This is a genomic window from Pseudomonas sp. BIGb0164 (assembly GCF_024810135.1).
Classification (GTDB): Bacteria; Pseudomonadota; Gammaproteobacteria; order Pseudomonadales; family Pseudomonadaceae; genus Aquipseudomonas.
Genome location: NZ_JANUEA010000004.1, coordinates 117,866 through 141,128, shown reverse-complemented (window position 1 = coordinate 141,128; position 23,263 = coordinate 117,866). Strand labels below are relative to the sequence as shown.

The following is a 23,263-nucleotide window of genomic DNA, read 5'->3' as shown; positions in this document are numbered from 1 at the left end:
CAGGCTCCTTTCAGGGTGGGATCAGGCCGCAGTCAGCAGGCCCTGACGTTCGATAAAGGCGACGATGTCATCCAGGCCGACACCGGTTTTCTGGTTGCTGAACACAAACGGCTTGCCGTTGCGCATGCGCGTGGTGTCGCTGTTCATCAGCTCCAGGGAGGCGCCGACCAACGGCGCCAGGTCGATCTTATTGATCACCAGCAAGTCGGATTTGCAGATGCCCGGGCCGCCCTTGCGTGGCAGCTTGTCGCCGGCCGACACATCAATCACATAGATGGTCAGGTCCGACAGCTCCGGGCTGAAGGTGGCCGACAGGTTGTCGCCACCGGACTCCACCAGGATCAGGTCCAGGCCGGGAAAGCGCCGGTTGAGCTGGTCGACGGCTTCCAGGTTGATCGACGCATCCTCGCGGATCGCGGTGTGCGGGCAGCCACCGGTTTCCACGCCGATGATGCGCTCGGGCGCCAGGGCCTGGTTGCGCACCAGGAAGTCGGCGTCTTCACGGGTATAGATGTCGTTGGTGACCACGGCCAGGTTGTAGCGATCGCGCAGGGCCAGGCACAGGGCCAGGGTCAGCGCGGTCTTGCCGGAGCCCACCGGGCCGCCGATGCCGACGCGCAGGGGTTGTGTGTTCATGTGCTTCTCCAAGGTAATGGGGCTCTAGGAACGAAACAGGCGGCTGTACTGGCGCTCATGGGCCATGCACGCCAGGGACAGGCCGAATGCGGCGCTGCCGATGTGGTTCAGATCGATGCGCCCCGCGTCCTGCTGGGCTTGCTGCAATAAGGGCAGCAGCTCACTGGTCAGGCGCTGAGCCGCTTGTTGCCCCAGGGGCAGGGTTTTCATGAGGACGGCCAGCTGGTTTTCCAGCCAGCTCCACAGCCACGCGGCCAAGGCGTCTTCGGGGCTGATGTGCCAGGCGCGGGCGGCCAGGGCCCAGCCGAGCGCCAAGTGCGGTTCGGCCTGTTGTTCAAGAACGCGGCGTGCGGCGGTGTCGAGTTCGGGCAAACCGTTTAACAGCTGCTGCAGGGAGTAGCCCATCTGACGGCTCTCTTGATACAACTCGCGGGTCTCACGACTGGCGCGGTGTTCCTCGCACAACTGCGTAAGGCGCGGCCAGTCCTGCTCGGCGGCGGCACAGCAATGGGCGAGCAGCAACGGTGCTTCGAAACGGGCCAGGTTGAGCAGCAACTGGTCGCTGATCCAGCGTCGGGCGCTGGCCGCATCGCTGACGCGGCCATTCTCCACTGCCATCTCCAGGCCCTGGGAATAGCTGTAACCGCCAATCGGCAATTGCGGGCTGGCCAGGCGCAGTAGCGCCCACGCTGGGTTCATAGGCGTACGCCGAACTGGTGCAGCTTGGGCGGGTAGTTGAAGTCTTCATCGCCATGGCGTGAATGGTGATGGCCACCGCCATAGGCGCCGTGTTCCGGCTGGAACGGTGCTTCGATGGTTTCGGTGGTGGCGCCCAGTTGTTCGAGCATGGCCTTGAGTACGTAATCGTCGAGCAGGCGCAGCCAGCCGTCGCCGACTTGCAGCGCCACGTGCCGGTTGCCCAGGTGATAGGCGGCGCGGGTCAGCTCAAAGGCGCTGCTGCAGGTGACGTGCAGCAGTTGTTCAGGGCGTGCGCGCACGCGTACGACACGTCCGTCTTCGGCTTGTAGGAATTCGCCATCGTGCAGCGGCGGCTGGCCGCGCTCCAGGAACAGGCCGACGTCTTCGCCATCGGCACTGAAACAGCGCAGGCGGCTTTTGTTGCGGGCTTCGAAATTCAGCAGCAGTTCAGCGGCCCAGAGGGCTTGGGGGGCGATTCGGCGGTGGATCACCAGCATCAGGAAGCTTCCAGCTAAGAGCGATGAAAGAGCTAGAGCAAGGGCCTTGCCAATCACGCCGGGGAGTGGGATTTCCCTGTAGGCAGGCACGGACGTGCCACCCAATAGGGCGTCAGGCGATTCGTTGAGTGTTTCAAAATGGTGCGTGCCTGGATTTATAGCACCGGATCTGGGCGTTTTGCGTTGAGAACGGCTCTGCGCTGCATGAAGTTTCTTTCATCTATTTCGAGCTGGTGTTTTTACGGATTTGTCCTACGCGGTATGGGGATATTCCGCTCATGGCGTTAGGCGGGGGTTCTTTAGGCTGTGCGCCGTGTTTAATCCACTGCGACGTTCATCATGTTTCGATCAATTTTGTGTTTAGTCATTGTCAGTCTGTCTTTCTTCACGGCTTCGGCCTCGGCCAATGTTCAACCCCGCACCGCGTTCGGCGCTTCACTGCAGGGCATAAAACCCACCTCCATTGACGACGTCATCGATCGTGCCCACGAGTTGTTGGGTACGCCGTATAAATGGGGCGGGACCTCGGCGGAGCAGGGTTTCGATTGCAGCAGCTTGCTGGTCTATTTGTTCAAGACGCAAGCCAATATCCAGATCCCACGCACGACGGCGGCCATGCACCGTTCAACGGCACAGACCATCAAGCGTGGGGCGCTCAAGCCCGGGGACGCGGTGTTTTTCAAGGGTAACGGGCGCGGTCAGGTCAGCCATGTCGGCCTTTACATCGGGCAGGGCAAGTTCATTCATTCGCCACGTACGGGCAAGAACGTGCGTATCGATTCGTTGAGCAATAGTTACTGGAACAAGCACTACACCACCGCCAAACGCTTTCACACGTCGGGATGACCGGCTTACTCGGTGCTGCCCAGGCCTTGCCAGTGCTTGAGGCCAATGAAGATGAAGCGCAATTGCTGGGTGATTTTTGCCTGGGGCGTGAGGTGGGCCGGTAGCGCCTGGGCCGGTGGGTCGATGATATCGGGCAGGGTGGCGAACACGCTCTTGACGATCAGGTCGGCCATCACATGCAAGCCTTCGGCATCCAGGTGCTGGAGCTTGGGCATCAGCGTGAGGTCGGCCGCCAGGTCGCGGGTGATGTCTTCGCGCAACGCACCAATGGCTTGGCGCACGGCAAGGCTGCCACCGTACTGTTCGCGGGCGAGGAACAGGAACTGGGAGCGGTTGGCCGACACTACATCGAGGAAGATCCGCACGGACGCATCGATGATCCCGCCCATCACGAATTCGTTGTGACGTACCAGGCGAATCGTCGCGCGGAAGGTCTGGCCGACTTCACTGACCAGCACCAGCCCGAGCTGGTCCATGTCGTCAAAGTGGCGGTAGAACCCGGTGGGCACGATGCCCGCAGTCTTCGCCACTTCGCGCAGGCTCAGGCTGCCAAACCCACGGCCACACTCCATCAGATGGCGGGCTGCGTCCATCAAGGCGAGGCGGGTCTGTTGCTTCTGTTCGGCGCGGGGCAGCATGGCGAGCGGGCTTTGTCGGCAAGTACAGCGACGCACTCTAGCAAAACCGCTTTGCTGGCGTCGAACTTGGCGGGGGTGGTGCGAGGCGCGATCTATATAAAAGCAAAAGCCCGATCGGCAGATCGGGCTTTTTTCTGGGCCACCACGGGCTTAGCTCTGAGCTTGATGCAGTTCTTGCAGGCGGTCTGCACCACCTTCGGCAACACCGTCGGTGTAAGCGCGTTTGTTGGCTTGTTCAGCACCGCCTTCAACCAGGCCTTTCTGTTCCAGGCGATCACGGCCACCTTCAGCAACACCTTCGGTGTAGGCGCGTTTGTTGGCTTGTTCCGAACCGTTTTCAGCAACGCCTTTGGCGTAGTCGCGGTTCTCTTCTTCTTGCGAACCGCTGCGAGCCAGGGTCTGGCTGGACTGAACGGCTTGCGCTTTGTTCTGTGGGGTGGCCTGTTCGGCGGCTGGCAGGGCAAAGGCACTGGAAGCCAGGACAGACAGCAGGACGGTAGCGAGTACTTGGCGTTTCATGATGGTTGCTCCTTGGGAGGGCGATAAAGTGGGTACAGGGCTAATGCTACTCTCGATAAGTCGATATAAAAGTTCATAAACACAATGGTAATAATCAACAGAATTGATTGTTCCCGGCAGAGGCTCTAGAACGCGCCTCTCAAGCCCGCGGTTTTGCACCGTGGTGGGTATTTTCGACACGGCCCTGGGTAACAATGGTGCGTCGTCGATGCTGGAAACTGTCCGTTCGATCAGAAAACTGGCTTTTTGCGACTAAAACGATGATCCGGTTAAACCCCCGCGCCGTTTGCCAGTCGTAGCCTTATGAGCTGTAGTTCAGCTAGTCGTATTCAGGAGTCATGTGCAATGACGCGCACGCGTAAAATCGTTGTCTGGAGCTGCGCCAGCTTCGCTCTGTTAATCGCCGTGGTGGTGTTGGTCCTGGTGTTTTTCGATTGGAACCGCATCAAGCCGCCGCTCAATGCCAAAGTCTCCGAAGAGCTGCATCGACCGTTTGCCATCAATGGCAACCTGGCGGTGGTGTGGGCGCGTGAGCCGGATCAAGGCGGCTGGCGTGCCTGGGTGCCGTGGCCGCATGTGATTGCCGAAGACCTGACCCTGGGCAACCCCGACTGGTCGAAGAAACCGCAGATGGTCACCCTCAAGCGCGTGGAATTGCGCATCTCGCCGCTGGCGTTGTTGGCGCAGCGCGTGGTAATTCCGCGCATCGACCTCACTGAACCGAGCGCCGACCTGCAGCGCCTGGCCGATGGCCGCGCCAACTGGACCTTCACGTTCGACCCCAAGGACCCGAATGCCGAACCGTCAAGCTGGGTGGTGGACATCGGTGCCATCGGCTTCGATAAAGGCCATGTAACCCTCGACGACCAGACCCTCAAGACGCAATTGGACGTCACCATCGATCTGCTGGGCAAACCGATTCCCTTTGGTGAAATCGTCGGCGCTGCCGATGCCAAGAAGGCCCAGGAAAAAGGATCAAGCCCCCAGGACTATGCGTTCGGCCTCAAGGTCAAAGGCCAGTACCACGGCCAGAAACTCGACGGCACTGGCAAGATCGGCGGCCTGCTCGCCTTGCAGGACGCGGCCAAACCGTTCCCCTTGCAGGCCCAGGTGAAAATCGCCGACACCAGCATCGCCGTGGCCGGTACGTTGACCGACCCCCTCAACCTCGGCGCCCTCGACCTGCGCCTGAAACTCTCCGGCAGCAGCCTGGGCAACCTTTACCCGCTCACGGGCGTCACCTTGCCGGATTCGCCGGCGTATTCCACCGACGGCCACTTGATCGCCAAGCTGCATGAAGCCAGCGGCGCCTCATTCACCTACGAAAACTTCAACGGCAAGATCGGCAACAGCGATATCCATGGCAACCTGGGCTACGTCGCCAGTCAGCCACGGCCCAAGCTCACGGGCGCGCTGGTGTCCAACCAACTGCTGATGACCGACCTGGCTCCGCTGATCGGCGCCGATTCCAACGCCAAGCAAAAGACCCGTGGTGGCGAAAGCAAACAGCCCGCGACCAAAGTGCTGCCGGTGGAAGAGTTCCGTACCGAGCGCTGGCGCGACATGGATGCCGATGTGGAATTCACCGGCAAGCGCATCGTGCAGAGTGCCGAGTTGCCTTTCACTGACCTCTATACGCATCTGGTGCTCAACGATGGCGAGCTGAGCCTTGAGCCCCTGCGCTTTGGCGTGGCCGGTGGCAAGCTGGATGCGCAGATTCGCTTGAACGGCCGTACCACGCCCATGGAAGGTCGCGCCAAACTCACTGCGCGCAACTTCAAGCTCAAGCAACTGTTCCCGACGTTTGAGCCGATGAAAACCAGCTTTGGTGAACTCAATGGCGACGCGGACATCGCCGGACGTGGCAACTCCGTGGCGGCGTTGCTGGGCAGCTCCGACGGTAACCTCAAGATGCTGGTCAATGACGGCGCCATCAGCCGTGGCCTGATGGAAATTGCCGGGCTCAACGTGGGCAACTACGTGGTCGGTCGCCTGTTTGGTGACAAGGAAGTGAAGATCAACTGCGCGGCGGCGGACTTCGGCATCAAGACCGGCCTGGCGACCACTCGCCTGTTCGTGTTCGATACCGAGAACGCGATCATCTACGTCGACGGCACCGCGAACATGGCCACCGAACAACTGGACCTGACCATCACGCCGGAGTCCAAGGGCTTTCGCATGTTCTCGTTGCGTTCGCCGCTGTACGTCAACGGGCCGTTCATCAAGCCCAATGCTGGTGTGAAAGCCGTACCGCTGATGCTGCGTGGTGCGGGGATGGTGGCGCTGGGTGTGATCGTCGGGCCTGCGGCCGGGCTGCTGGCGCTGGTCGCGCCGAGTGGTGATGTGCCTAACCAGTGCGCACCGCTGTTGCAGCAGATGAAAGAAGGCAAGGCGCCTAAGACGGTGAAGGGCTAACTGACGAAACCGAAACCAAAAATGTGGGAGCTGGCTTGCCTGCGATAGCGCCGTAACAGACAACAGATGTGTTGACTGTTGCATAGCTATCGCGGGCAAGCCCGCTCCCACAGTGGGTTCAGAGGTGTTGCGGTTTACAGGTCTTGCAGGATGTCCGCCATGTCGTCAGCGTGCTCTTCTTCCTGGGCCAGGATTTCTTCGAACAGGCGGCGGGTGGTCGGGTCTTTGTCGCCGATGTACTGAATGATTTCACGGTAGCTGTCCACCGCGATGCGCTCAGCCACCAGGTCTTCGTAGACCATTTCCTTGAGGTTCTTGCCCGCAACGTACTGCGCGTGGGAGTGCTTCGACAGCAGGTCAGGGTTGAACTCCGGCTCGCCGCCCAGTTGCACGATGCGTTCGGCCAGTTTGTCGGCGTGCTCGGCTTCCTGGGTGGCGTGTTCCAGGAACTCGCTGGCGGCCACGCTGGCCTTGAGTCCGTTGGCCATGAAGTAGTGGCGCTTGTAGCGCAACACGCAGACCAGCTCGGTGGCCAGCGACTCGTTGAGCAAGCGGATGATTTCTTCGCGGTCGGCGTCATAGCCTTCAGTGACGGCGCCGTTTTCGACGTGCTGGCGGGCGCGGCTGCGCAGGGTGGCCACATCGGTCAAGTGTGCTTCAGTCATCTCAATCTCCTGGTGCTAATCCGGTTTTACGCCACGCTCTGCTGGCGTGATCGCTCCAAGTTGTGAGTGTTGGCTGAAGCAAAAAGTTTTATCGGATTTCAAAGGGCATGGCCGGACAGCTTTGCCTCCTGTTGCACCCACTGGAAAAACGCACGCACCGGCGGATGACGCTCACGTCCCGGTACACACAGGGCGCTGTAACCGGCGCCGTCCACATGGATCTGCGGCTTGTAGGGCACCAGCAAGCCGGTGGCAACGCTTTCCGACACCAGGATGTTGCTTGCCAGTACCAACCCCTGGCCGGCAATCGCCGCCTGCAAGGCGTAGTGCTCCTCGTCGTATTCGCGCAGCAAGCTCGTGTGGGCCAGCCACGTTTCGCCGGCCTTCTCGCACCAGGCCTGCCAGCCCAGGGCGTACAGCTCGGAGTTATGCCAACGCACGCTGATCAGCGTCGGCACCTGGCTGCTCGCCCGTGCGACGTGTTCGGGGGAGCCGTACACCGCAAAGCGCTCATCGAACAGGCACTCGCCGTACAGGTGCGGGTAGTCGCCGAGGCTGTAGCGAATCACCAGGTCGACGCTGGCGTCCTGTTGCAGGTCGACCACGTCGCATTGGGTGTCCAGGCGCAGGCTGATGTCGGGGTGGGCGGCATAAAAACGCCCCAGCCGGGGCACCAGCCACAACGCGGCAAACGCCGGGGTGGTGGAGACGGTGAGCTGTCCGGCACTGCGTTGCGGGCGCAACGTGTCGAGGCTATGGGCGACGTCCAGCAAGGCGCCGTGCACGCTGCGAAACAGCCGCTCACCGCCTTCGGTGAGGCGCACCTGGCGCGGCAGGCGCTCGAACAACGGCACGCCCAGCCAGGTTTCCAGGCTGCGTATCTGGTGGGACACCGCCGTGGGCGTCACCGACAGTTCCAGGGCGGCCGCCTTGAAGCTCAATAGTCGCGCTGCCGATTCAAAGGTGCGCAGGGCGGTGAGGGGCAGTGAGGCAAACATGCGGGCTCCATGGATGAGATGAATTCATCCAGATTAACTATTGCTCATTTGTCGGCGCGTGCTGCCATCACTAGATTTGCGAGCAAGCGTGGCGGCCAATCAGGTCGCCTGAGTCTAACTCGTGAAGGTAGTACAGATGAAAAAAATGCTAGTGATTCACGCCAGTCCCCGTGGTGAGCGCTCCCATTCGCGGCGCCTGGCCGAGTCGTTCTTGGAGGCCTGGCAGGCGGCCAACCCGGATGCACAGGTGACCCGTCGCGAAGTCGGCCGGGCGTTTATCCCCCATGTGACCGAAGCCTTCGTGGCCGCCAATTTCCACCCCGAACCGCAGGCGTTGCCAAAGGTGATGAAGGCGGACCTGCAATTGAGTGACGAACTGGTGGGCGAGTTGATCGAGCATGATCTGCTGGTGATCGCGATGCCCCTGTACAACTTCGGCGTGCCCAGCGGCCTCAAGGCCTGGATCGATCAGATCGTGCGCATGGGCCTGACCTTCGACATCACCCAGGACAGCCACGGCAACGCGCAATATCACGCGCTGCTCAAAGGCAAGAAGGCGCTGATCATCACCTGCCGTGGCGGCAGCGGCTTCGGCCCGGGTGGCGAGTTCGAGTGGATGAACCATGCCGACCCGCACCTGCGTACGGTGCTGGGCTACATCGGGATTGATGACGTCAGCGTGATCGCCGCCGAAGGTGAAGAGTCGGACAAAAGCGTGTTCCAGCGCGCATGCGCCGAGGCCGAACGCCAACTGCATGATGTTGCCGGGCGCTTTTAAGGTGTCATGAGTCTGTCACCGGGTGGTCATGTCGATTTATGAAACGCTGGTCTAGGATGGGTTCATCGCCTTCCCTATCAGGACCTCTGCGCCATGCCGCACTCCCTTGCCACGCGTTATCCCCTGGTGCTGGTGCCCGGCATGCTGGGGTTTGTGCGCCTGGGGTGGTTTCCCTACTGGTACGGCATCGTCCCTGCGCTGCGCAAAGGTGGCGCACAGGTCTTCCCGGTGCAGGTGGCGCCGCTGGACTCCAATGAGGTGCGCGGCGAGCAATTGTTGGTGCAGATCGAACGGATCCGCCGCGAAACCGGTGCCGACAAGGTCAACCTGATCGGTCACAGCCAGGGCTCGCTCACCGCGCGTTACGCGGCGGCCAAGCGCCCCGAATGGGTGGCGTCGGTCACCTCGGTGGCCGGGCCCAACCATGGGTCGGAACTGGCAGACCATATCCACACCCATTACCCCGCCGACAGCGTGAAAGGGCGCCTCATGAGTGCGCTGTTTCACCTGGTGGCCGGGGTGATGAGCCTGTTGGAAACCGGTTATCGGGGGCCACGTTTCAAGGCCGACTTGCACGCCTCCCACCTGTCCCTGACCAGCGTGGGCGTGGCCCTGTTCAACCGCCAGTTCCCACAAGGTTTGCCGCAGACCTGGGGCGGGCAGGGCGCTGAAGAGGTCAATGGCGTGCGCTACTACTCGTGGTCCGGCACCTTGCAGCCGGGCAAGACCGATCGCGGGCGCAACCTGCTCGACGGCACGAACCGCAGCTGCCGCTTGTTTGCCCGCAGCTTCGTGCGGGAGAAGGGCCAGTGTGACGGCATGGTGGGGCGCTACAGCTCACACCTGGGGTTGGTGATCGGCGATGACTATGCGCTGGATCACTTCGACATCGTCAACCAATCGATGGGCTTGGTGGGCAAGGGCGCTGAGCCGATTCGGTTGTTTGTCGAGCATGCCCAAAGGCTCAAGGCTGCCGGGGTGTAGCGGGTGGACTCGACCTAATTGTGGGAGCGCGTTCAGTCAGCACGCACCGGCGTCGTCCACCGCTCCGACAAAATCACCCCACCCAACGTCAGCAAACCGCCGACCAGGTGATACATCGCCAACTCTTCCTTCAACACCACTGCCGCAATCAGCGCGGTGATCAGCGGCAGCAGGTTGAAAAACAATGTGGTGCGGCTCGGCCCGAGCGTCTTCACCGAGTGCATCCACGCCAACGGCGCCAGCATCGAGGCCAGCAGACAGGCGTACAGCACCAGCGGGATGTTCGCCCAACCCAGGCCTGCTTTTGTCGAGAACAGGAACAGCGGAAACAGCACCACCACGGCCACCAGTATCTGCAAGTACAGCAGCACCAGGGGCGGCAGGCGCAGGTGCCACTTTTTCAGCAAGGTGCTGTAGACCGCATAGGCGAGGGTGGCGACCAGCATCATGGCGTCCCCCAGGTTGACCCCGTGTTGCAGCAGCGCACCCAGGCTACCGGCCGAGACCACTACCACCACGCCGGCGAAGGACAGCACCGCACCGGTCAGCGCGCCAAAGGTGAGGCGCTGGCCGAGGCTGATGATCGCCGCCGTCAGCGCCATCAAGGGCATCAGCGACAGGATGATGCCCATGTTGGTCGCCGTGGTGACCGTCGCCGCGTAGTAGGCCAGGCTTTGGTACACCGCCATGCCCAGCACGCCGAGGATGAAAATCTTGCCCAGGTTCGGCCGGATCTGCGCCCAGTTTGCAATCACCGGCTTGAGCATGAACGGCGTGAACAGCAGCGCCGCCAGCAGCCAGCGGTAAAAGCCGATCTCGGCGGGGAAAATCGAGCCCACGGCGAGCTTGTTGACCACGGTGTTGCCGGCCCAGATAAAGATGGCCAGCAGGGGATACGCGTATTGCATCGAAAGAAACCAGATAGGTTGGTGAGGCAGGATTATCCCTTGTCTGGATCGCAGCCTATACTGCGATCCAGCCAACTGACCTCTGCATCCAGACAACATGCCCAGACACACCGTCCGCCTCGCGGATTTCCCCAGCTTGCCGAGCCCGGTCTACTTCCGCTATTCCGAGTTTGCCCCCGACACCGAGTGCACCCCGCACCGGCATTTCTGGGGGTCGCTGGACTATTCAGCCAGCGGCGTTATGCGCATGGAGGTGGCCGGCAGCCGGTTTATGTCGCCGCCGCAGTACGCGGTGTGGATCCCACCGGATACCGAACACAGTTCCTATAACGCCCAGGCGATTGTCTACCGCTCCGTGGGCCTGGCGCCGGAGCTGTGCGAGCACCTGCCACAGGTGCCGTGCACCTTGGCGGTCAGCGAGATTCTCAAGGCCATCCTCAGTGATTTTGCACGTCGCGACGTCAACATCCCGCAGACCGAGGCTGATGTTCGCCTGGCCCAGGTGCTGGTAGACCAGCTCAAGCAGGCGCCGGTCCACGATTGTTTCCTGCCCTACGCCCGCCACCCTGGCGTGCTGGGTGTGCTGGAGGGCATGCAGGCCGACCCGGGGGACAACCGCCCCCTGGCGCAATGGGCCGAGCAAGTGCACGTGAGCGAGCGCACCCTGGCCCGGCAATTCGTGCGGGAGGTGGGCATGAGTTTTGGCGAGTGGCGCCAGCGCCTGCGTTACCTGGCGGCGATTGACGCCCTGGGCAGCGAACGCAGCGTGCAACATGTGGCGTTTGACCTGGGCTACAGCACCGCGTCGGCGTTTATCGCGATGTTCCAACGCCACGCTGGCTGCACCCCAGAGCAGTACCGTCGGTCGAATATCCGCGCCCGCTGAAGATGTAACAGGCTTTGACTACACTGCTGGGTAGGCCGCGCCCCTTCGGTGCGGTAACAGGGAGAAAACTCCATGAAGATGCTGCGTATTCCGCTGTTGATGATGGGCCTGCTGCTGTGTTCCCAAGGTTTTGCCGCGACCGCCCAGCAAAATAAGATGACCACCTGCAACGCCGACGCCACCACCAAGGCCTTGAAAGGCGATGAGCGCAAAGCCTTCATGAGCACCTGCCTGAAGGCGGCCCCAGCCGCCAACGACGCCAAGACCCTGACGCCGCAACAGCAGAAGATGAAAGACTGCAATGCGTCGGCGAAAACCAAGGCGCTGACTGGCGATGCACGCAAGACATTCATGAGCACGTGTCTCAAAGGTAGCTGACAGCACAAGTCTCCTGTGGGAGCGGGCTTGCTCGCGAATGCGGTGTGTCATTCAGCACGTCAATGTCTGGTCCATCGCATTCGCGAGCAAGCCCGCTCCCACACTGTCGGTGTTCGCAATATTCAGAGTTCTCGCTTGATTCCTTCAAGGCTGGCAGACTGCCAATCCTTTAAAGCCGTTCGTTTTGAGGCTGTATGCCAACGTTTTCTCAGCGTCACGTGATATTGCTGGCCAGCTACATCATCATTTTCGGCGGACTGCTGCTGGTACTGCCGCTCAAGTTGCTGCCCAGCCTGCTGGCCGGCCTGCTGGTTTTTGAACTGGTCAATATGCTCACCCCCCAACTGCAACGGCTGATTGAAGGCCGGCGTGCGCGTTGGCTGGCGGTGGCCTTGCTCGGCACCTTGATCGTCAGCGTGCTGACTCTGATCTTTGCCGGTGCCATCAGCTTCCTGCTCCACGAGGCGGAAAACCCCGGGGCTTCCCTCGACAAATTCATGGGCGTGGTCGACCGCGCACGGGGCCAACTGCCGCCCTTCGTTGACGCCTACCTGCCGGCCAGCGCCGCCGAGTTCCGCGTGGCCATCGGCGACTGGCTGAGCAAGCACCTGAGCGAATTGCAGCTTGTGGGTAAGGATGCTGCCCACATGTTCGTCACCCTGCTGATCGGCATGGTGCTCGGCGCGATCATCGCCCTGCAGCGCGTACCCGACCTGACCAAGCGCAAACCCCTGGCTGCCGCACTGTTCGATCGCTTGCACCTGCTGGTCCAGGCCTTTCGCAACATTGTCTTCGCCCAGATCAAGATTGCTGCGCTGAACACCGCTTTCACCGCCGTCTTTCTGGCCGTGGTGCTGCCGTTGTGCGGGATTCACCTGCCGCTGACCAAGACCCTGATCGTGCTGACCTTCTTGCTCGGCCTGTTGCCGGTGATCGGCAACCTGATGTCCAACACACTGATCACTATCGTGGCGCTGTCGCTGTCGATCTGGGTGGCGGTGGCGGCGTTGGGCTATCTGATCGTGATCCACAAGATCGAGTACTTCCTCAACGCGCGCATTGTGGGCGGGCAGATCAGTGCCAAGTCGTGGGAGTTGTTATTGGCGATGCTGGTTTTCGAGGCAGCATTCGGCCTGCCGGGGGTGGTGGCGGGGCCGATTTATTATGCGTACCTCAAGAGCGAGCTGAAGCTCGGTGGGATGGTTTAAGCCTTGTAGTGACTGGGCTGTCCTCTTCGCGAGCAAGCCCGCTCCCACACTGACTGTGTTCACAAGTCTAAATGTGTAAACACAGTCAGTGTGGGAGCGGGCTTGCTCGCGAAGGACGCGCCACGGTCTTTCAGTTAAAACTCAGTAGCCGTACCGCTTGCTGGCCTCAATCGCCAGGCCACTGCCGATACTGCCAAAGATATTGCCTTCCACATGCCGTGCATTCGGCAGCATTGCCGAAATGCTGTGGCGCAGCGCCGGGATCCCGCTGGAACCGCCGGTAAAGAACACTGTGTCCACCTGCGCCACGCTCACCGAAGCGTCGTTGAGCAGTTGCGTCACGCTGCCACGCACGCGCTCCAGCAGGCCGTCAATCGACGATTCGAACAGCGCCCGGCTCAAGTCCACGCTCAAGCCCGCTTCGATACGGTCGAGCGGCACATGGCGGCTATCTTCATGGGTCAGCTGGATCTTGGTCTCTTCCACTTCCATCGCCAACCAGTGCCCGGCGCGCTGTTCGATCAACTTGAACAGGCGGTCGATGCCGCCGGTGTCTTCGATGTCGTAGCGCATGCTGCCCAGGGCCAGCTGGGATTTCTGCGAGTACACCGAGTTGATGGTGTGCCAGGTGGCCAGGTTCATGTGGTGGCTGGTGGGCATGTAGGCGCCACTCTTCATGCGGCTGCCGTAGCCGAACAACGGCATCATGCCGTTGAGCGAGAGCTGCTTGTCGAAGTCGGTCCCGCCAATGTGCACGCCGCCGGTGGCGAGGATGTCATCGTGGCGGTTGTCGTTGTGGCGACGGTCCGGCGACAGGCGTACCAGGGAGAAGTCCGAAGTACCGCCGCCGATATCGACGATCAGTACCAGCTCTTCTTTCTCGATGGTGGACTCGTAGTCGAAGGCGGCCGCAATCGGCTCATATTGGAATGAAATGTCCTTGAAACCGATCTTGCGCGCCACGTCCACCAGGGTGTTCTCGGCCTCTTGGTCAGCCAGCGGGTCGTCATCGACGAAAAACACCGGACGGCCCAGCACCACTTCTTCGAACTCACGGCCAGCGTTGGCTTCAGCACGGCTCTTGAGCTGGCCGATGAACAGCGCCAGCAAGTCGGTGAACGGCATCGCCGTGCCCAACACGCTGGTGTCGTGCTTGATCAGCTTGGAACCCAACAGGCTCTTGAGCGAGCGCATCAAGCGGCCTTCGTAGTTTTCCAGGTACTCGTGCAGTGCCAGGCGACCGTACACCGGGCGGCGCTCTTCGAAGTTGAAGAACACCACCGACGGCAAGGTGATCTTGTCGTCCTCCAGCGCCAGGAGTGTTTCCATGCCGGGGCGGATCCAGCCGACGGTGGAGTTGGACGTGCCAAAGTCGATACCGCAGGCACGGGCTGGGGATGGGTTTTCCATGACAATCAGGTTCCGGTTGAAAAACGGCCGCGCAGTGTATGCCAGTCGAGGACGGATGCGTAGGCCGACCATCCGTTAAATCGCGCTTGAAACTGCGCGATTTGCCCCCACATCGGGTACATACGGCAAGCGCCGATAACACTTTGACGCACCCCCAGGCCACATCACTCAACAGGTGCAATGCAGCGCACGTTGTGCCCCGGGCTGTGCGATCTCGATTAAGGATGGTGAACCGCCGATGGATTTCAAAGACTACTACAAGATTCTGGGTGTCGAGCCGACGGCTGACGACAAGGAAATCAAGGCCGCGTACCGCAAGCTCGCGCGCAAATACCACCCGGACGTGAGCAAGGAAAAAGACGCCGAAGCCAAGTTCAAGGACGCGTCCGAAGCCTACGAAGCGCTCAAGAGCGCCGACAAGCGCGCCGAGTACGATGAGCTGCGCAAATACGGCCAGCATGGCCAGCCGTTCCAGGGGCCACCGGGCTGGCAGAGCCGTGGCGGTTTTGGCGGCGGCGGCGGTGAGGACTTCTCGGACTTCTTCAGTTCGATCTTCGGCTCCCGTGGCGATGCCTTCGGTGGTGGCCAGCGCCGTCCTGCCGGGCGCAAGGGCCAGGACGTGGAGATGCAACTGACCGTGACCCTGGAGGAGACGCTGTCGGCAGAGTCCAAGCAGATCAGCTTCCAGGTGCCGCAGTACGACGCCTCGGGCCGTCACGTGACCAACACCACCAAGAGCCTGAACGTGAAGATCCCCGCCGGCGTGGCCGACGGTGAGCGCATCCGCCTCAAGGCACAGGGTGCCCCGGGAATCGGTGGCGGCGCCAATGGCGACCTGTACCTGATTATCAAGTTTGCCCCGCATTCGAAGTTTGAAGTCGAAGGTGAAAACCTGGTCATCAACCTGCCACTGGCTCCTTGGGAACTGGCGCTGGGCGCGGAAGTGGCTGTACCGACCCTGACCGGCAAGATCAACCTCAAGGTGCCGGCGGGTAGCCAGAACGGCCAGCGCATGCGTGCCAAGGGCCATGGCTTGCTGAACAAGGCCGGCGAGCGTGGGTTCCTGTACATCCAGCTCAAGGCCGTGATGCCCAAGCAGGCCGACGACGAGACCATCGCGTTGTGGCAGGAACTGGCGAAAAAAGCCGCGTTCAATCCGCGGGAACACTTCTGAAAATAACGGCCCCGCGCTGGCTATCCAGCGCGGCTGCCTTGATCGGAGCGACACCGCGGCCAAACGTCCTGTCGGCACCCGCCTGACGAGCTAACTACCTACCGCAGCGAAGGCTGCCGGGCATGGTCTGCTGATGCTTCCTTTGAAGCAGTGAGCAGTCACCCATGCCCATCGATACACCCAGCCTCGAGCCGCAAACCGCGGCCTACGAGGTGATCAAGCAAAAAGTGCCCACCTGGTTGACCCAGGCGTCGGCCGCCACCCGCGACGCCTTCAAGGGCGCGCCCACCCATGAAGTCGATTGGCTCGACGGCCTCGACGGCAGCGAACGTCGTCAGTTGCAGCACTACACCAGTGCCTGCGCGCACTCGCAAAATGCCCTTGACCAGGCCATGGCCGACCTGCCCAGTGCCGAGGCGTTTGCCAAGCCGTTACTGGCCGCGGCACTCAAGGCGCAGTTCGCGATCGAGCCTGACCTGGACAACACCTACGTGGACTTGCGCAAGCCTGTGGAACTGGGCGCGTTTGGTCTCCGCGTCGGTAGTTTTTCGGTGTTGACCCTGAGCCTGCTGCAAGCGGCGTTGCACAATTTCGAAGAGAGCGAATGCGCCCCCGGTGCCTTTGCCTCTGCGTCACGGTTCAAAAGCGGGCCGGCTGAACATGACGCCAGTGCGGCCGTGGGGATCAGCATCGAAAGCTTCCTGGACCTGTGCCGGCGCCTGGACATCGGTGCGCAGTACCAGGCGCGGCTGACGGCGTTTTTCCACAACGCCAGCGGCCTGCGCGGCCTGGTGATCCAGGCCCAGAAAGACGCCCTTCAAGCGGCCGCCTACACCGCATTGCTCAAGCAGGACATCGGGCCGGACGACTATGCGGTGATCGGTGCGGTGATCACGGGTGACCAGGAGATCCGCAGTCACGGCAAACCGGTCTGGTTCAACGACCTGAGCCTGATGGGCCTTCGTCTGTCGGGCTGTACCGCGTTCGTTGCCGTGGACAAACACCAGCACGCCGACGAGGTGCTGGTGTACATCCCCCACGACCCGCTGCACCCGCTGAAAAAATACGCCAGCCTTCAAGACCTGCAGGCGGAGCTGACCCGCCAATTGATGGAGGACGCCAAGGTGGGCGCGGGGCTGACGGCCTATCAAGGATTTCTCAAGAACACTATCGCCTACGCCGACCAGCCGACCTACCTGCGGCGCCTCACCGAGGACGCGTCCGATCAGCCCCGTGACCCCTACGGCACCGCGCGCACCGGGCAACACCTATTGCCGTTCGTCTCGCCAATCCTCTCGCTGCTCATCGGCCCAAAACAACTGCCCCCTGCGCCAACTGCACGTGAACCGATCAAGGATCCTAACTTTTACATCCAGGTCATCGCCAAGCGTGAGCTGTGGCAAGCCAACGTCGAGCTCTGGGGGGATAACTTCGACACGCTGCGCGACAAGCTGATCGCCGATGCGCGGGGCCATGCGGTGCCCACTGCGGATGTGGACGCGGCGGTGCGCGCCAGGAAGATCGCCGCCCTGGAGAGTGCCGGGCTGCTGGCGCTGAACCTGGTGTCGATGTTTGTGCCGGGGCTCGGGGAGGTGATGATGGCGGTGATGGCTGCGCAGCTGTTGTACGACGCCTTCGAAGGCGTGGTGGAGTGGCATGAGGGCGACCGCGAGGCGGCGTTGGGACACTTGACCGACGTGGCCGAAAACCTGGTGTTTATCGGTGTGATGGCGGCAGGGGGCCGGGTGGTGCGCAAAGCGTTAAACACTCCGGCGGTGATCGAGAAACTTGAGCCTGTGAGACTGCCCGACGGCCAGCAGAAACTGTGGAAGGCCGATCTTGCCCCCTACAAACTGCCGGTGCAGTTGGCGCCGGATGCCAAGCCGGACGTACTGGGCCTGTATGCCCATCAAGGGCAACGCGTGTTGCCGCTGGAGGGCGACCACTTTGCCGTGGCCTACGACGCGCAAGCCGCTGAATATCGCATCCAGCACCCGACCCGTCCGCAGGCCTACGCGCCGCGCCTGGCGCATAACCATGAGGGTGCCTGGCAGCATGAGCTTGAACACCCGTTGACCTGGGATGCCCCGACGACCCAGCGCCGCCTGGGGCAGCCGGCGCAAGGCCTGAGCGCCGAGCGCCTGCGCCAGGCCTGTGAGGCCAGCGGCATCGAAGCCGATGCCTTGCGCGCCGGGCATCTGGATCAGGAGCCGGTGCCCCTGGCGCTGGCTGACACGTTGCAGCGTTTCAAGGCCGCGGACGAGGTGGCGGACTTTATTGCGCAACTGAGGTCGGAGAGTGCCTTGGTGTACGCCAAGGCCGACCCGATGCTGCAAATGGATCTGTTGCGCCGCCGGGGCATGCTGCCGGGCGGATCGTACGTGGTGCTCGAACGCGATGGCACTCAGCTCTGGAGTGATCCGGTACTGCCCGGCCAGCCTCGTCAGGCGATAGTGCTTGCCGAGGGGGCGCAAGCGCGTGGGGAGTTGTTGCAAGAGGTCCTGGGTTACTTTCAAGCGGATGATCCGGCGTTAAGCGAGTTTCCCGGCCAGGCGAGTGAGTCATTGCCCGAGCGCGCACGCCAACTGCGCCACTACCTTGGTGCGCAGGCCCAATCCTTTGAAAGCGCGCTGGTGGAGGAGCACTATAAGGCGCGCAATTTCAGCGCCAACCCCGATGTCATGCGACTCCAGGGGCAGTTCCCCAGCCTGCCGAACGCGATGGCCGAGCACCTGCTCAAAACCCTCAATGACGACGCGTTGCAGCGTTTTCGCAGCGCTGGCGAGTTGCCGCCCAACGTGCAGGAGCAGGCCCAATGGCAGGTCCAGGAGTTGCGCCTGACCCGCGCCTGGGAAGGGCTGTTCGTCGAGTCGCTGGCCACCGCCGACACCCCGCGCCTGCAAGCCCTGGGTACCGATTCGCGCGCGAACCTGCGCACGGCGTTGCTCGAACAGCCGCTGCGCAAGCCGGCCTACGACCCTTCGATGCGCTTGCTCGGCGGCGGACGTGGTGTACGGCAGCTGATGGACGCGGCCGCCAACGCCCTGCGCTCACCGGCCGAACGCGTGCGCCGGCTGTTCCCGGACTATACCGCGGACCAGACCCAGGCCTTGCTGCACTCACTGGGGGCCGAGGTGCGCAGCGGGTTGTCGCGCCTGGAGGACGAATACGCCACCCTGGAGCGTGACCTCAAGCACTGGGTGCGTGACAACGCTCCGCCGGTCAGCTTCACTGCCTTTGATCGCCAGGGAGGTTACGTCAAGACGTTCGCTGATGCGATCAAGCGTTGCTGGCGTCGCCAGACCAGCACCCTCAGCATCGTCCCTGGCCATCCGCTCAACCTGCCTGCGCTCACGGCGGATTTCAGCCATGTCGAAGCGCTGGAGTTGGCCAACACGCCGTGGAACCGCGACGCCCAGACCTTCCTGAATAACTTCAGGCAGCTCAAGCGCCTGAGTATCCGCGAAGCAGCCCTCAGCGAACTGCCCGAAGGCCTGGAGCAGATGAATCAACTGACTCAGTTGCAGTTGCGCAAGAATCGGATTCGCTTGACGCCTCAGGCTGTGGAGCAACTGGGGCGCCTCAATCGGATGGAGTGGCTGGACCTGTCGCAGAACCCCCTCGGTCTGGCCCCGGATTTGAGCAACATGCCGCACTTGAGGTACGTGTTCCTCAGGAACACCGAACTGGAGCACTGGCCCACCGGGTTGCGGGATCAGAGTGGCCTGCGCGAACTCAACCTGGAGGACAACCACCTGCGTACGATCCCGCCCGAGCACCTGGAGCCGCCGGCCGAGTACGCTGAGCAAATGATCAAGATCAACCAGGTCACGTCGATCAGGGGCAATCATTTATCCGCCCAGGCGGAACAGGCGCTGGACGATTATTGGCGACGCTTGTCCCAGAGCCATCCCGAGCTGTTGCTCAACGGTCGCGGGGACAGTTTCTCGGTGGAATCTCCCTCAATCGCCCAAGTGCGGCAGATGAACCCTAATTACGATATTGGCCGATGCCGGCAGCACATCTGGAACCTGGGGGCAGACGCCGAGGTGCAGTTGTCTCGCCAGTTCCAGGAATACAGCGACCTCAAGGCGCAACTGGACAGTTGGGTGTTTTCCGGTGGTGGTGCGCGTCAGCGCTACGTTCGCATGAACCAGGTAATGGATAACCTTGCCCAACGTGACGACCGCGTCATGGCCCGTACCCGCATCCTGGCATGCTGGCGCCAGGAAACCCCGATGAAGTTTGCCGCCGACAGCACACCCATCGGTTTGGAAATGGACCTCAGTGACCTGACGTTGTCCAGCCTGCCGGACCTGGATGCGGACTTCAGCCATGTCGGTTCATTGCGGCTCACACGCATGCAGTTGAGCGCCTCCCCGGAAGGATTTCTCGGCGGCTTTCGTGGTTTGCGCTGGTTGGATATGTCGAACAATGCGTTACGTGAACTGCCGCCAGCGGTGGGTGAAATGCATGGCCTGACGCGGTTGTTCCTGGACAACAACTCAATTCGCCTGACCCCTGAAACCACGCGGATCCTGTCTGAGCGCACGACCCTCAGGGCACTGTGGATGGATAACAACCCCCTGGGCATGGCCCCGGACTTCAGCCGCATCCCCGACATCCGCTCGGTCCACCTCAGTGGCACCGACCTTCCCCACTGGCCTGTGGGGCTGGGCAGCCAGGCCTTGCTGGACGATATCAACCTGGCCAATAACCAATTGACCACGCTGCCGGTTGACCTCATCGACCCCTTAGAGGAGCAACTGCCTCACGCTGCACGCTTGTCCACGATCACCAACGTCAACAACAACCCCTTCACCGAAGCCACGTTGCAACAGGTGCGTGTCTATAACGCTCGGTTGCTGGAGGAGGAGCTTGTTCAGACAGGTCGGCCGCCGAGGCTCGTCGCTACCGCCCTGGGCCTGCGTTCTCCAGTGGTGGCCAGGCCATTGGGCGTGCCGTTCGAGCGCTGGACCCGAGGCCTGAACCCCGACCAGGTGGCCGCTCGGGCCCGGCAGTGGAGCCTCCTGCACGACGATCCATGCAGCCCGGGTTTTTTCCAGATGCTGGCCGACATGAACGCATCTGCCGACCCTGCTGACCTGCAACGGCGGGTGTGGGAGGTGATCGACAGCATCACCGAACCCAACACCGAGTCCGAAGCCTTGCGCGAGGAGATGTTCACTTGGGCGGGGCGCGCTGCGTGTTGTGACCGCGCCGCGCTGTCGTTCAGCAACCTGGAAATCATGCAGATGGTCTACCGTGCCAAGGCCGGGGCGACCGAGGCGACGCAGGGGCCTGCCCTGTTGCAGTTGGCCCGTGGCCTGTTCCGTCTGGATGAAGTGGAAAAGACCGCCTTGGAAGACATTGCCCAGCGCACGGCGGCCATCAACCATGACCCTGATCTGACACGGGTGCAGAAGCAGTCGAGGATCCAGCAACTTGAAGAAGTGGAGGTGCGCCTCGCCTATCGCTACGGGTTGAAGGGAGAGCAGCAGCTTGATTTGCCGGGCCAGCCGGATCAGGCGCGGTTCATTGCCATGGGCAAGGTCAGTCAGCCGGTGCTGGATGCCACGCGCGCGCGCATCCTGGGGTTGAATAACTCGCCTGAAGAGTTCCAGAGCTTATTGTCCAGGGACTTTTGGAAAGACTACGTGGCCCACAAGTACCGCCCGCAGTTCGAGGCGCAAAGCAAGCCGTATCACGAGCAACTGGCGGCGTTATTGGAGCAGGTGGAGGCCGGGCAACTGTCCCGGGACGCCTATGATACCCAGGCCCAGGCACTGCAGAGCCAACTGGGGATTGCCGAGGCTGGCTTGATTGAAACCCTGACCCGCACCGAACTCCAGGAGCACCCGTTGCCCGGTCCGCCTGAGAACCGGGCAGGCAATGAAGTACGCTAGAACAGGAAATACCGCTGGGCCATCGGCAGCACATCCGCCGGCTCGCACCACAGCAACACACCGTCGGCCTTGACCTGATAAGTCTGTGGATCGACCTCGATGTCCGGCAGGTAGTCGTTGTGGATCAAGTCGGTTTTTTGCACCTCGCGGCAGCCCTTGACCACGGCGATCTGCTTCTTCAAGCCCAGGGCTTCGGGCACTCCGGCGTCCTGGGCGGCCTGGCTGATAAAGGTCAGGCTGGTGGCGTGCAGCGAGCTGCCGAAGCTGGCGAACATCGGGCGGTAGTGTACCGGTTGCGGCGTCGGGATCGAGCCGTTGATGTCACCCATCAGGCTTGAAGCAATCGCACCGCCTTTGAGAATCAGGGTCGGCTTGATGCCAAAAAACGCCGGGCGCCACAGCACCAGGTCGGCCCATTTGCCCACTTCAATGGAGCCCACGATGTGGCTCACGCCGTGGGTGATCGCCGGGTTGATGGTGTACTTGGCGATGTAGCGCTTGGCGCGGAAGTTGTCGTTGCCGGAGCCGTCGCCAGGCAGCGGGCCGCGCTGCTTTTTCATCTTGTCGGCGGTTTGCCAGGTGCGCGTGATCACCTCGCCAACGCGACCCATGGCCTGGCTGTCGGAGCTGATCATGGAGAACGCGCCGAGGTCATGCAGGATGTCTTCGGCGGCAATGGTTTCGCGGCGGATGCGGCTTTCAGCGAAGGCCACGTCTTCGGCAATGCTCGGGTCCAGGTGGTGGCAGACCATCAGCATGTCCAGGTGTTCGTCGATGGTGTTACGGGTGAACGGGCGGGTTGGGTTGGTGGAACTGGGCAGCACGTTGGGGAAGCCGCAGGCCTTGATGATGTCCGGCGCATGGCCGCCACCGGCACCTTCGGTGTGGTAGGTGTGGATGGTGCGGCCCTTGAGGGCGGCCAGCGTTGTTTCGACGAAACCGGACTCGTTGAGGGTGTCACTGTGGATCGCCACTTGCACGTCGTATGCGTCGGCGACACTCAGGCAGTTGTCGATGCTGGCGGGCGTGGTGCCCCAGTCTTCGTGCAGCTTCAGGCCGATGGCCCCGGCCTTGACCTGCTCGATCAACGGCTCCGGCAAACTGGCATTGCCCTTGCCGGTGAAACCGATGTTCATCGGGAACGAGTCGCTGGCCTGGAGCATGCGTGCCAAGTGCCACGGCCCGGAGGTGCAAGTGGTGGCGTTGGTGCCCGTGGCCGGGCCGGTGCCGCCGCCGATCATGGTGGTCACGCCGCTGGTCAGCGCTTCTTCGATTTGCTGCGGGCAGATGAAGTGCACGTGGGTGTCGATGCCGCCGGCGGTGAGGATCATGCCTTCGCCGGCAATCACTTCGGTGCTGGCGCCGATGGCCATGGTCACGCCGGGTTGCACATCCGGGTTGCCGGCCTTGCCGATGGCGTGGATGCGGCCGTTCTTGAGGCCGACGTCGGCTTTGACGATGCCCCAATGATCGATAATCAGCGCGTTGGTGATCAGGGTGTCGACTACCTCATGGGCGAGCAACTGGCTCTGGCCCTGGCCGTCGCGGATGACTTTGCCGCCGCCGAATTTCACTTCTTCGCCGTAGATCGTGAAGTCCTGTTCGACTTCGACGAACAGCTCGGTGTCGGCCAGGCGGACCTTGTCACCGACGGTGGGGCCGTACATGTCGGCGTAGGCTTGGCGGGTGATTTTCATGTGAGAGTGCCCTGAAAAGTT

Annotated in this window: 19 protein-coding genes; 9 read left to right on the top strand and 10 right to left on the bottom strand. The window is 62.0% G+C overall.

What is annotated here, in order from left to right; genetic code table 11:
* Positions 1–21: 21 nt before the first annotated feature.
* Genes ureG through ureE form a run of 3 tightly spaced genes read right to left on the bottom strand, consistent with a single transcriptional unit; the run spans position 22 to position 1,832 of the window.
* Positions 22–636, bottom strand: coding sequence for an urease accessory protein UreG (gene ureG, locus M2394_RS12080; RefSeq protein WP_016972570.1), 615 nt, complete (start codon positions 634–636; stop codon positions 22–24).
* Positions 637–660: 24 nt separating this feature from the next.
* Positions 661–1,335 (bottom strand): urease accessory protein UreF, encoded by a 675-nt coding sequence (locus M2394_RS12075; RefSeq protein WP_178918399.1) that lies wholly within the window; start codon positions 1,333–1,335, stop codon positions 661–663.
* Entirely contained in the window at positions 1,332–1,832 is a 501-nt protein-coding gene (ureE, locus tag M2394_RS12070; RefSeq protein ID WP_259172639.1) for an urease accessory protein UreE, read from the bottom strand. The genes M2394_RS12075 and ureE overlap by 4 nt, the downstream gene beginning before the upstream one ends.
* Before the next feature lie 339 nt (positions 1,833–2,171).
* On the opposite strand from ureE, the gene M2394_RS12065 reads away from it, so the two are divergent.
* Positions 2,172–2,678: a C40 family peptidase gene (locus M2394_RS12065; protein WP_259172638.1), complete on the top strand. Its 507-nt coding sequence runs from the start codon at positions 2,172–2,174 to the stop codon at positions 2,676–2,678.
* 5 nt (positions 2,679–2,683) lie between these two features.
* Here M2394_RS12065 and M2394_RS12060 read toward each other — a convergent pair whose 3' ends face one another.
* Positions 2,684–3,316, bottom strand: coding sequence for a TetR family transcriptional regulator (locus tag M2394_RS12060; RefSeq protein WP_178918402.1), 633 nt, complete (start codon positions 3,314–3,316; stop codon positions 2,684–2,686).
* Positions 3,317–3,466: 150 nt separating this feature from the next.
* Positions 3,467–3,835, bottom strand: coding sequence for a hypothetical protein (locus M2394_RS12055; RefSeq protein ID WP_178918403.1), 369 nt, complete (start codon positions 3,833–3,835; stop codon positions 3,467–3,469).
* Positions 3,836–4,180: 345 nt separating this feature from the next.
* On the opposite strand from M2394_RS12055, the gene M2394_RS12050 reads away from it, so the two are divergent.
* On the top strand, positions 4,181–6,250 hold the full coding sequence (locus M2394_RS12050) for an AsmA family protein (protein WP_259172636.1): 2,070 nt from the start codon (positions 4,181–4,183) through the stop codon (positions 6,248–6,250).
* A gap of 134 nt (positions 6,251–6,384) precedes the next feature.
* Here the strand turns inward: M2394_RS12050 and M2394_RS12045 are convergent, their stop codons facing one another.
* Both M2394_RS12045 and M2394_RS12040 read right to left on the bottom strand, forming a co-directional pair.
* A complete protein-coding gene (locus tag M2394_RS12045) occupies positions 6,385–6,915 on the bottom strand; it encodes a bacterioferritin (protein WP_178918405.1) in 531 nt (176 codons plus the stop codon).
* A 98-nt stretch (positions 6,916–7,013) separates the two neighbouring features.
* Positions 7,014–7,913, bottom strand: a complete 900-nt coding sequence (locus M2394_RS12040) for a LysR substrate-binding domain-containing protein (RefSeq protein ID WP_178918406.1) — start codon at positions 7,911–7,913, stop codon at positions 7,014–7,016.
* Positions 7,914–8,049: 136 nt separating this feature from the next.
* Here M2394_RS12040 and M2394_RS12035 point away from each other — a divergent pair, with 136 nt between their 5' ends.
* Positions 8,050–8,691, top strand: a complete 642-nt coding sequence (locus tag M2394_RS12035; protein ID WP_259172635.1) for an FMN-dependent NADH-azoreductase — start codon at positions 8,050–8,052, stop codon at positions 8,689–8,691.
* 93 nt (positions 8,692–8,784) lie between these two features.
* Complete coding sequence (locus M2394_RS12030; RefSeq protein ID WP_178918408.1) at positions 8,785–9,675, top strand: triacylglycerol lipase; 891 nt, start codon at positions 8,785–8,787, stop codon at positions 9,673–9,675.
* 32 nt (positions 9,676–9,707) lie between these two features.
* On the opposite strand, the gene M2394_RS12025 is transcribed toward M2394_RS12030, so the two are convergent.
* Complete coding sequence (locus tag M2394_RS12025; protein WP_178918409.1) at positions 9,708–10,583, bottom strand: DMT family transporter; 876 nt, start codon at positions 10,581–10,583, stop codon at positions 9,708–9,710.
* Positions 10,584–10,680: 97 nt separating this feature from the next.
* Here M2394_RS12025 and M2394_RS12020 point away from each other — a divergent pair, with 97 nt between their 5' ends.
* The 3 genes from M2394_RS12020 to M2394_RS12010 all read left to right on the top strand — a co-directional run bounded on the left by M2394_RS12020 (position 10,681) and on the right by M2394_RS12010 (position 13,055).
* A complete protein-coding gene (locus M2394_RS12020; RefSeq protein ID WP_178918410.1) occupies positions 10,681–11,469 on the top strand; it encodes a helix-turn-helix transcriptional regulator in 789 nt (262 codons plus the stop codon).
* Positions 11,470–11,541: 72 nt separating this feature from the next.
* Positions 11,542–11,847 carry a PsiF family protein gene (locus M2394_RS12015; protein WP_178918411.1) on the top strand — a complete coding sequence of 102 codons (306 nt, stop codon included), beginning with the start codon at positions 11,542–11,544 and terminating at the stop codon, positions 11,845–11,847.
* A gap of 194 nt (positions 11,848–12,041) precedes the next feature.
* Entirely contained in the window at positions 12,042–13,055 is a 1,014-nt protein-coding gene (locus tag M2394_RS12010) for an AI-2E family transporter (protein WP_178918412.1), read from the top strand.
* A 141-nt stretch (positions 13,056–13,196) separates the two neighbouring features.
* Here M2394_RS12010 and M2394_RS12005 read toward each other — a convergent pair whose 3' ends face one another.
* A complete protein-coding gene (locus M2394_RS12005; protein WP_178918413.1) occupies positions 13,197–14,465 on the bottom strand; it encodes an Hsp70 family protein in 1,269 nt (422 codons plus the stop codon).
* Positions 14,466–14,703: 238 nt separating this feature from the next.
* Between M2394_RS12005 and M2394_RS12000 the strand changes: the two genes are divergently transcribed.
* Positions 14,704–15,639 (top strand): DnaJ C-terminal domain-containing protein, encoded by a 936-nt coding sequence (locus M2394_RS12000; RefSeq protein ID WP_178918414.1) that lies wholly within the window; start codon positions 14,704–14,706, stop codon positions 15,637–15,639.
* Between the two features lie 164 nt (positions 15,640–15,803).
* Complete coding sequence (locus M2394_RS11995) at positions 15,804–21,545, top strand: NEL-type E3 ubiquitin ligase domain-containing protein (RefSeq protein WP_259172632.1); 5,742 nt, start codon at positions 15,804–15,806, stop codon at positions 21,543–21,545.
* On the opposite strand, the gene ureC is transcribed toward M2394_RS11995, so the two are convergent.
* Positions 21,542–23,242: an urease subunit alpha gene (gene ureC / locus M2394_RS11990; RefSeq protein ID WP_178918415.1), complete on the bottom strand. Its 1,701-nt coding sequence runs from the start codon at positions 23,240–23,242 to the stop codon at positions 21,542–21,544. The genes M2394_RS11995 and ureC overlap by 4 nt on opposite strands.
* Positions 23,243–23,263 lie beyond the last annotated feature (21 nt).

What these genes read in the sequence shown, in the direction of transcription:
- M2394_RS12025 (WP_178918409.1), bottom strand. Translation starts at nt 10,583, where the DNA reads ATGCAATACGCGTATCCCCTGCTGGCCATCTTTATCTGGGCCGGCAAC.
- M2394_RS12030 (WP_178918408.1), top strand. Translation starts at nt 8,785, where the DNA reads ATGCCGCACTCCCTTGCCACGCGTTATCCCCTGGTGCTGGTGCCCGGC.
- M2394_RS12015 (WP_178918411.1), top strand. Translation starts at nt 11,542, where the DNA reads ATGAAGATGCTGCGTATTCCGCTGTTGATGATGGGCCTGCTGCTGTGT.
- M2394_RS12065 (WP_259172638.1), top strand. Translation starts at nt 2,172, where the DNA reads ATGTTTCGATCAATTTTGTGTTTAGTCATTGTCAGTCTGTCTTTCTTC.
- M2394_RS12005 (WP_178918413.1), bottom strand. Translation starts at nt 14,465, where the DNA reads ATGGAAAACCCATCCCCAGCCCGTGCCTGCGGTATCGACTTTGGCACG.
- ureG (WP_016972570.1), bottom strand. Translation starts at nt 636, where the DNA reads ATGAACACACAACCCCTGCGCGTCGGCATCGGCGGCCCGGTGGGCTCC.
- ureE (WP_259172639.1), bottom strand. Translation starts at nt 1,832, where the DNA reads ATGCTGGTGATCCACCGCCGAATCGCCCCCCAAGCCCTCTGGGCCGCT.
- M2394_RS12055 (WP_178918403.1), bottom strand. Translation starts at nt 3,835, where the DNA reads ATGAAACGCCAAGTACTCGCTACCGTCCTGCTGTCTGTCCTGGCTTCC.
- M2394_RS11995 (WP_259172632.1), top strand. Translation starts at nt 15,804, where the DNA reads ATGCCCATCGATACACCCAGCCTCGAGCCGCAAACCGCGGCCTACGAG.
- M2394_RS12035 (WP_259172635.1), top strand. Translation starts at nt 8,050, where the DNA reads ATGAAAAAAATGCTAGTGATTCACGCCAGTCCCCGTGGTGAGCGCTCC.
- M2394_RS12020 (WP_178918410.1), top strand. Translation starts at nt 10,681, where the DNA reads ATGCCCAGACACACCGTCCGCCTCGCGGATTTCCCCAGCTTGCCGAGC.
- M2394_RS12045 (WP_178918405.1), bottom strand. Translation starts at nt 6,915, where the DNA reads ATGACTGAAGCACACTTGACCGATGTGGCCACCCTGCGCAGCCGCGCC.
- ureC (WP_178918415.1), bottom strand. Translation starts at nt 23,242, where the DNA reads ATGAAAATCACCCGCCAAGCCTACGCCGACATGTACGGCCCCACCGTC.
- M2394_RS12050 (WP_259172636.1), top strand. Translation starts at nt 4,181, where the DNA reads ATGACGCGCACGCGTAAAATCGTTGTCTGGAGCTGCGCCAGCTTCGCT.
- M2394_RS12010 (WP_178918412.1), top strand. Translation starts at nt 12,042, where the DNA reads ATGCCAACGTTTTCTCAGCGTCACGTGATATTGCTGGCCAGCTACATC.
- M2394_RS12040 (WP_178918406.1), bottom strand. Translation starts at nt 7,913, where the DNA reads ATGTTTGCCTCACTGCCCCTCACCGCCCTGCGCACCTTTGAATCGGCA.
- M2394_RS12075 (WP_178918399.1), bottom strand. Translation starts at nt 1,335, where the DNA reads ATGAACCCAGCGTGGGCGCTACTGCGCCTGGCCAGCCCGCAATTGCCG.
- M2394_RS12060 (WP_178918402.1), bottom strand. Translation starts at nt 3,316, where the DNA reads ATGCTGCCCCGCGCCGAACAGAAGCAACAGACCCGCCTCGCCTTGATG.
- M2394_RS12000 (WP_178918414.1), top strand. Translation starts at nt 14,704, where the DNA reads ATGGATTTCAAAGACTACTACAAGATTCTGGGTGTCGAGCCGACGGCT.